The sequence below is a fragment of the Acinetobacter endophylla genome, from assembly GCF_053543775.1.
In genome coordinates this window covers 1-8,363 of the sequence record NZ_JBLVOM010000252.1, presented here as the reverse complement: position 1 = coordinate 8,363, position 8,363 = coordinate 1, and the positions used below count along the sequence as shown (strand labels likewise).

The 8,363-nt window shown below is 41.3% G+C and carries 7 protein-coding genes, 2 pseudogenes and 1 other annotated feature; of the genes and pseudogenes, 7 read left to right on the top strand and 2 right to left on the bottom strand.

The features are described 5' to 3' along the window. Window positions 1-23 precede the first annotated feature (23 nt). Window positions 24-725 (bottom strand): IS1 family transposase, encoded by a 702-nt coding sequence (locus tag ACNPNW_RS13425; protein WP_004282341.1) that lies wholly within the window; start codon window positions 723-725, stop codon window positions 24-26. 132 nt (window positions 726-857) lie between these two features. Here ACNPNW_RS13425 and ACNPNW_RS13420 point away from each other — a divergent pair. Then, window positions 858-2,091, top strand: a pseudogene (locus tag ACNPNW_RS13420) (IS3 family transposase). Continuing rightward, window positions 1,147-1,263, top strand: a sequence feature (AL1L pseudoknot). Its footprint overlaps the pseudogene before it by 117 nt. Before the next feature lie 39 nt (window positions 2,092-2,130). Here the strand turns inward: ACNPNW_RS13420 and ACNPNW_RS13415 are convergent. Continuing rightward, entirely contained in the window at window positions 2,131-2,697 is a 567-nt protein-coding gene (locus tag ACNPNW_RS13415; protein ID WP_004897285.1) for a recombinase family protein, read from the bottom strand. A gap of 731 nt (window positions 2,698-3,428) precedes the next feature. Between ACNPNW_RS13415 and ACNPNW_RS13410 the strand changes: the two genes are divergently transcribed. From ACNPNW_RS13410 to ACNPNW_RS13385, 6 genes and pseudogenes are all read left to right on the top strand, one after another. Further along, window positions 3,429-4,442 (top strand): nucleotidyltransferase domain-containing protein, encoded by a 1,014-nt coding sequence (locus ACNPNW_RS13410; RefSeq protein WP_005006358.1) that lies wholly within the window; start codon window positions 3,429-3,431, stop codon window positions 4,440-4,442. A 9-nt stretch (window positions 4,443-4,451) separates the two neighbouring features. After that, the gene (locus ACNPNW_RS13405) at window positions 4,452-5,288 is read left to right on the top strand and encodes a hypothetical protein (RefSeq protein WP_448767055.1); all 837 of its coding nucleotides are present in this window, start codon (window positions 4,452-4,454) and stop codon (window positions 5,286-5,288) included. Between the two features lie 44 nt (window positions 5,289-5,332). After that, the gene (locus ACNPNW_RS13400; protein ID WP_001055585.1) at window positions 5,333-5,716 is read left to right on the top strand and encodes a transposase; all 384 of its coding nucleotides are present in this window, start codon (window positions 5,333-5,335) and stop codon (window positions 5,714-5,716) included. Next, the gene (tnpB, locus tag ACNPNW_RS13395) at window positions 5,713-6,048 is read left to right on the top strand and encodes an IS66 family insertion sequence element accessory protein TnpB (RefSeq protein ID WP_000618091.1); all 336 of its coding nucleotides are present in this window, start codon (window positions 5,713-5,715) and stop codon (window positions 6,046-6,048) included. Before ACNPNW_RS13400 ends, tnpB begins: the two co-directional genes overlap by 4 nt. A gap of 74 nt (window positions 6,049-6,122) precedes the next feature. Next, window positions 6,123-7,481 (top strand): annotated as a pseudogene (locus ACNPNW_RS13390) (IS66-like element ISAba25 family transposase); the annotation flags it as partial. A gap of 575 nt (window positions 7,482-8,056) precedes the next feature. Further along, window positions 8,057-8,363 (top strand): reverse transcriptase N-terminal domain-containing protein (locus tag ACNPNW_RS13385; protein WP_448766431.1); only part of this gene is annotated, 307 nt, incomplete at its 3' end.

The following is an 8,363-nucleotide window of genomic DNA, read 5'->3' as shown; positions in this document are numbered from 1 at the left end:
GTGTTTCAAAAAGTATGCTGGCATTAAACGAATCCATTATTGATATAAAAGAACACTAAATCAAAGGCTTTGAAATGATTTTCAAGCTTTTTGGAGAAGTTGCAGCTTCTCCTAAAGCCTCGCCTGATTCGATGCCGTAATCGACAATTATTGCCTTCTATACCCACAGTGAAAAATTTACCAATCAACTGTTTGCATTCTTTAAAGGTCGTAACAAAGCTATCCCAATGGTCACTTGATATACATGTATAGCTTACACCTAACTGCTTCAATTTTAATTTAAGTCGTTTTGCAGTGGCTAAATCTCGGTTACCCCATACATAAGCAACAATTTCACCTGTTTCTCGATGATAGGCATAAATTAGCCATTGTTTATTTTGCTTATGACCAACAAAAGTCCAAAACTCATCTACTTCAAGGGTTTCATAATGACTTTGCTGTGCTCGAAGTTGATATTTTGATTGGCTAAGTGTCCGTAGAACTTTACCGATACTTACTCTTTCAATTTCTGCTATATCCCTGACACCACTGCCTCGCACCATGAGGTGTAATATTTTGGTTTTGATACCTGAGTGACAGCCTTGATAACTGAGAGCATGATCACCAATAAATTGACGTCTGCATATTTTACATTGGTAATTTTGCTTACCATCTACTTTTGTGCCATTTTTCTTTATACTGTCACTTAGGCAGGCTGGACACTTGATTTCTAGAGTTATTCGCATTTCTCTATTTTATCAAAATCCAACCTGCTTTTTTTCAGCATACTTTTTGAAACACCACCCATTTTTTAAATTGATCCTAGACTGAACCGTACCGGGTTTGTCGGAGAGTTAATATTCTGAGAGACTATCCCGATGACAAAATTAAAATATACCCCTGAAATTAGAGAAAGAGCGGTTCAATTATTGATTGAATCTGAAAAAGATTATCCATCGAATTGGGCTGCGATCACCGCTATTGCTCCCTGAGCAGTATACTGCGCAAGGGTTGTACTCCTGAAACACTACGTGCCTGGCATCAAAAGCATTTAGATCAGCAAAATCCAGTTAAAGTACAGCAGCTTTCAGACCAAGAACGTATCAAACAACTCGAACGCGAAAATAAAGAACTGCAACGCGCCAATGAGATTCTACGTAAAGCAGCCGCTTTTTTCGCCCAGGCGGAGCTCGACTGCCCACACAAATAATGGTGGATTTTATCCATAATAATAAAGAGCTGTACGGAGTCGAGGCGATTTGTAGAATTTTACCAATCGCACCTTCAACCTATTACCGCACTCTAGATCTCTGCGAAAATCCAGAACATCGAGCAAAGCGAGATTTACATGACTTGCATCATGCTGAACAAATTAAACGAATTTGGAAGGAAAGTTCAGGTCGGTATGGTGTACGTAAAGTCTGGCAAAAACTGAAACGTGAAGGTTATGTTATCGCACGCTGTACTGTTGCTCGATTAATGAAAAAGCTAGGTATACAAGGTGTTTGGTGAGGTAAGAACAAACAAACCACCCGTAGCCGAGATGACCAAAAACGAGCAGATGATTTAGTGAAACGTAATTTTACTGCTGATCATCCTGACCAACTGTGGGTGAGTGACTTTACGTATATTCAAACAAATTCAGGCTGAGTCTATACCGCCTTTATTATTGATGTGTTCTCACGAGCAATTGTTGGCTGGAAAGTATCTACACGAATGAATACAGATATGGTGCTCGATGCATTGGAGCAAGCATTGCATGATCGAGGCATGCCAAAGAATGTGATTCATCATTCAGATAGAGGTGTTCAATATCTTTCCATTCGCCATACCAATCGTTTAGAAGCTGCAAATTTACGAGCATCAGTCGGTACGACTGGTGATTCATACGATAATGCTTTGGCTGAAACGGTGAATGGCTTATACAAAACAGAGGTGATTGAATATCTAAAAGCAGGTTGGCAAGGTTTAGCGGATGTACAACTTGCGACACTAAATTGGGTAGATTGGTTCAATAAAAAGCGTGTACACAGTGCACTGGGTTATGTATCGCCTTTTGAGTTTGAAGCAATATACTATGATAAGATTAACCCGTTAGGTCAGGTGGCCTAACTTAAATAAAAAAGTCTCCGACAAACCCGGTACGGTTCACTATTCACTAACTTGTAAATATCGGTATACCGCCTGACGACTAATCCCAAAAGCTTTTCCTAATGCCATTTTTGATGGATACTTCCCTTCCCTCCATGCTTGTCGTAAAGCTTCAGCTTGGTCAGGCTTTAGTTTATGCACCCGACCTTTGTACTTCCCCTGAGCAGAGGCGAGTTTTATTCCTTCCTTTTGCCGCTCTAAAATGATCTCACGTTCGAACTGTGCAAAAGCACCCATCAATTGCAGCATCAAATTATCCATCGGGGTGGATTCGGCCGTAAAAGTAATATTTTCTTTTACAAACTGGATGGCAATCCCTCGTTTGACCAGTTTATCTACTTCAGTGACCAAATCTTTCAGGCTTCGCGCAAAACGATCCATGGAATGTACAATCACCCTGTCCCCTTCCCGGACATAGTTCAACATTTCCTGAAATTTAGGTCGGTCAGTATTTTTACCTGAAGCACGGTCAACAAAAATCCGGTCGACTTCAATCCCCTCAAGTTGACGCCCAGTATTTTGCTCGACCGAACTCACTCGCACATAACCTACTTTTTGGCCTTTCACTCTTTCTCGCCCCAATTGGATAAAAATGAACAATTTTGTAAATTATAAATCTTTAATATCAAAGTTACATGTTACTTATGATTAAAAATCATTTAAATGATACATAATTTCATGAACTTTCAGATTGTAACTTTAGGGTATAGTCTAAAGTAACAGAATGAATATTCTACCCCCGATAGAAACAGCCGTACTCTGGGGGGAGATTTTTTTGATGTGCAGGTGCCGACCCTTACCAGAAGGCACTGTTGAAAATAACCACGAATCGTAAGCTGAATACTCTTTTAGCTAAAGGAGCAGCATATGAATTCTTTCCATAAAATTTAGGCTTGTATACCCAGAAAAATGTGGAACTTCTTAGGTTTCATACATGAGGATTTTGATAGGCTCACTGACTATTTTAAATTGTGTGCCTTAACTCTCTGTTCTAAAAGGCTATTCAGAATTTTTAGACTGTTTATTTTGAACATTCTTTTTACTCTGTGGTGGCGATGCCGTAATTGGACCTTGCAAGATGCATGGTCGTGTATGGGCGATGTCCAGAAAGAATTTGACTCAAAACTATTTTAGTTGGGAAGGAATGCTAAAAATTGGAGATTGATACATCTCATCGTTTGTTTAAATATTTTTTGATTAAATTTTCCCTTTAAAAATTCTATTTTTTTTAATGTCTTAACTTGTATTTAATATAGGAGATCCCCATAACAACAAAAGCACTACAGGAATACAACAATATGGCGAATCCACAAAAACACTATGCTAAGTTCCACACAAATATTCGATTAGGTCGTTATGACGAAGAAAGTACATTACGTGAAAAACGTGACCTTTTGATTAGCACCTTAAAAGATGAACTCAAAAAGGATCCAAATGGTCCTCAATTTGTTGAATACTTTAATCAAGGTAGTTATGCCTTGGGCACAGGGATTAAGCCTAAGAATGGAGATTATGATATTGATGTAGGAGTTTTATTAGATTGTGACAAAGAGGAATATGGCTCAGTAGAAATTAAAAAAATTGTTAGAGATGCTTTAACTCATTCAAATAGAACTGTAACGATCAAACGACCTTGCGTAACTGTCACTTATCTCAAAAATGGTAGTCCCGATTATCATGTAGATCTGCCCATCTACGCTGAAGACGACAAAGGCAATATGTATCTAGCTCGAGGTAAGGAATTCTCCTCTGAAGACCTTAAGACTTGGGATATTTCAAATCCTACTGAACTTACCGATACAATTTTGGGAAAATTTGAAGATGATTCAGATTTACGTCATCAGTTTAGACGATGTACTCGCTACTTGAAACAATGGCGAAATGAGAAAGGTCTAGATTTTTTTAAGAGTATTGCTATCACTACAGCTGTATATGAGCATATAACAGCTGAAGATTATGAGAATGATAATAAGGTATTACTTTCTATAGTAAATAATGTATTAGATCAATTCACTACCTTTAGCATTGATCCAGAAAATAACGAGTATTACTTCAGACTCGTAATTAATTTACCTGCACATCAAGGTGTAGACTTACTCGAAAAATTGACCCGAAAACAAATGGAGCACTTAAAATCAAAACTTGAAGATTTAAAATCATCTTTAGAAGCTGTAAATGAGGAAACTGATACAGTAGAAGCTTGCAAAATTTTAAATAAAACTTTTGGAAGACAATTCCCTATCCCTGAAATACAAGAAGTGTCCGAACCAGTAGTACAAACTTATTACACTCAAGAAGGAAAATCTGCTTAGGAAAACTCAATGTTTTTTGATAACCCAAAGTTAGACAATATTGAAAAGCTATTAAGTGAACATGGAGCTCAAAATATCCATGTCACTTCTATTACTAAGGATTGGGTTAATCTAAAATTTGATTTTCTCATTAATACACAACAGGTTTGCCTTGGTCTAATTTTTCAAAATAGAGCTAATTGGACGATACCTCCCATTTTTAGAATATTGACACGACCAATGTCTGCCTTAGATCATGTGAGTCAAAGTGGGGAAATTTGTACTACGGATCATCAAGGTGAAAACTTTGAAGGCTATAGACATAAAGAACTTATTACTGAATTCTTTGAAAGGGCTATAGATATACTCAAGCAATCTTTTATTAATTTTCAATTAAACAACCGAGTAAGCTTGTATAACGAACTAGAAGGATATTTAGGCAGCACTCAAAATATAAATGAGGATGTAATATTACATTGCGACCCTACTTCTACATTTAATTTATATGGTTGGTTAAGAAAATCATCAAAAGGGAATCATCAAATATTAGAGCATATTGATGATGGCGATAGTTCTTACATAAACCACAACCAGCTCACAAAAGTAAAAATTCATAAGATATTATTAGAAGATGCTTCTGTTTTCCCCATACCAGATATAGGAGATTATTTTAATGAGGACTATTTTCTAAAAATTGTTAATACCCTCTCTAATGAGAACAAACGATCTTTGTTAAAACAAGGCAATCATTATGCCCTAGTGGGAATTCCAAATGAACATGGATTTGCTTATGTGATTTTTTATTATGCCATTTGGTATTCTTTCGTAAGCATCCGGCTAACACAGCCTTACCAAGCGATCCTATAAGCCTTAATTTAGTTCCCACCTAAAAACAAGTGGGGACTTAATCCATGAACATGGATATATATTCAGCAACACCTCCTGTTGCTAAAAAACGCCGAAAATACAGCAAAGAATTCAAACTCAGTATTGTCAATGCCTGCAAAAATCCTAATACCTCGATCGCTTCGGTCGCACTGCAACATAGTATTAATGCCAACCTTGTCAGTCGTTGGATCAGGATCTTCAGCCATCATGAGGGTGCCGTGCAGGATCCTACTCATGTGAATCCAGCATTTATTGCTTTGCCTTACACTGCTGCAATCAGCCAACCTATTGATGAGAGGATCACGTTGTGTATCACCGTGCCTCATACGAATAATGATATTCAGCTAAAATGGCAGACATCAGAAATACCTGCCTTGGCAGAATTACTCAAGGCACTTGCAACATGATCCGCATTGATGAAATCTGGTTGTCTACTCAGCCCATGGACATGCGTGCAGGTATGGATACGACCATGGCTCAGGTGGTGAGAGCCTTTGGCTACATCAAACCGCATTGTGCTTACCTGTTCTGTAATAAACGTGGCCATCGCATGAAAGTGCTGGTACATGATGGATTGGGCATCTGGCTGTGTGCCCGGCGGCTGGAACAGGGCAAATTTCACTGGGCTCAAGTTCACCAAGGTGAAACCGTGGCCCTCAGCCCGGAACAGTTACAGGCACTGATCCAAGGTTTGCCCTGGCAGCGCATTGGACGACAGCAGGTGGTGACGATGCTTTAAACCAGGCTCGACCATTCTGCTATTCTCCAAACGTTCTATTTCATTCTTCTCATGACCTCAGGCATACTGCGGTCATGAATACGCTGCCTGACTTAAGCCAACTGACCCATGAACAACTGCTGGAATTCACCAGGCAGTTGGCGCTGCAGCATCAGTCTCTAGCACAATCAAACCAACAATTGGATGCCAAAGTTCAACATCTTTCTATTCTCAATCAAAAATACGAGCATGAACTGGCGCTGTTTAAAAAGCATAAATTCGCCCAAAAGAATGAACACTTAACGGCAAAACAAATCCATCTGTGGGATGAAGCGGTTGAAGAAGATATTGCCGCGGTTGATCTAGAACTGGAACGGCTAAATGCAGATAAAACCAATGCAGCGACACAGAAAGCCAAAACCAATAAACCTAAACGTCGACCACTGCCAGATCATCTACACACCATCCGTATTGAGCATGAACCTGCATCAACCCAATGTGCTTGTGGCTGCCAACTCCGTCGTATCGGCGAAGATGTCAGTGAAAAACTGCATTTCAGACCGGCACAGTTCTATAAGGAACAGCATGTGCGTGGTAAATGGGTCTGTGATCAGTGTGACACTCTAACTCAGCAAGCGATGCCCGCCTATGTGATTGATAAAGGCATTGCTTCACCTGAATTGCTCAGCCATGTGCTGGTATCGAAGTATGCCGATCATTTGCCGCTGTACCGTCAGCGCCTGATCTATCAGCGGGCTGGCATTGATCTGTCCAGATCCACTTTATCTGACTGGATAGGTCGCTGCGGTGTAGAACTGGAACCTCTGGCCAATGCCTTAAAAGAGGTGGTGCTGCAACAGCGGGTGCTGCATGCAGATGAAACACCGGTCACCATCATGCGGATGGGTGAGAATAATAAAAAACCGAAGAAAGGTTATGTCTGGGCCTATGCCACCACACAGTATAATCCAGTTCAGGCGGTGATCTATGACTTTCAGGATAGTCGTTCAGGCCAGCATGCTGAAGAGTTCTTGAAAGGCTGGCAGGGCTATCTAGTCTGTGATGATTACAGTGGTTATAAAGCACGTTTTAAATCAGGCCAGGTGATTGAGGTGGGGTGCATGGCCCATGCACGTCGTAAATTCCATGAACTGCATGTAACTGGGAAAAGTCAGGTTGCTGAACAGGCCTTAGTGCTGATTCAGAAACTGTATGCGATAGAAGCAGAACTCAGGAAAAAGACCGATGGTACAGCGGAAGACCGCCGCGAATACCGACAACAGCATAGTCAACCAGTGATGCAACAACTATATGAATGGCTCAACCAACATCATCTGACAGTGCCATCGAGTTCTCCCACCGCCAAGGCTATCAATTACACTCTGAAGCGTTGGCCAGCCTTAAGCCGCTATCTGGATGATGGCAATCTACCGATATGCAACAATTGGGTAGAGGTGCGACACGAAGTCGCTTAATGAAGTTGTTCCCCCTGCGGGAACCACCCGTGTCACCGGGTGAATCTAGAAGGCTGAATAAAGAGCGCCTTCGACAATGTAACGAGGCACCGTAAGGTGCGGGGTATCAATCGTGAGAGGCGTACTCTTCTGGCAGCCATAGCCGGACAAGGGCTAGATAATCGGTATGGTGAACACATGTGAATCTGCGCAACGATCGTTAAATTGAACGAGCGGAAATGGCTAATACGCTCGAACCAAAACGGTAATGGAGGTGGGAATCGCGTCTTTCTACTACGCATTCGTGACCCATACGCCTCCCGGTCGATAGCAGGCACCTAAGCCGATGTACTTCAGTAAGCGGAACGTGGAAATCCCGTATTACCCCCATTGGGAAAGCAGTTTGCAAAAACTGCCCATGGTGATGCGGGCGAAGGAACGAGGAAAAAGCGAATGCCAGTCTGTAATGGGTTGGATAGAGGTTGAAACATTACCCCACGCGAAAGCGGGCTGACGTCCTTATGGTCTCTCATCACAAGAGAGTGTGTAGAACCCTTTTAATGGAGGGAGAGCAAATGAATGCAGCAGTATCAGCGTGTGCACCTTCCAGCACATCGTGGGACAGCATCGATTGGATTGCTGTACAGCGTCATGTCAGAGGGCTGCAAGCGCGTATTGTGAAGGCGGTACAAGACGGCAGGCATAACAAGGCGAAAGCTTTGCAATGGCTGCTGACTCACTCGTTTAGTGGCAAAGCATTGGCCGTAAAACGAGTGTCTGAAAACAAAGGCAAAAACACGGCTGGGGTCGACAAGGTGACTTGGAATACACCCAAGGCCAAGACCGGTGCGATGATGTCGTTGAAGAGGCGAGGTTACACGC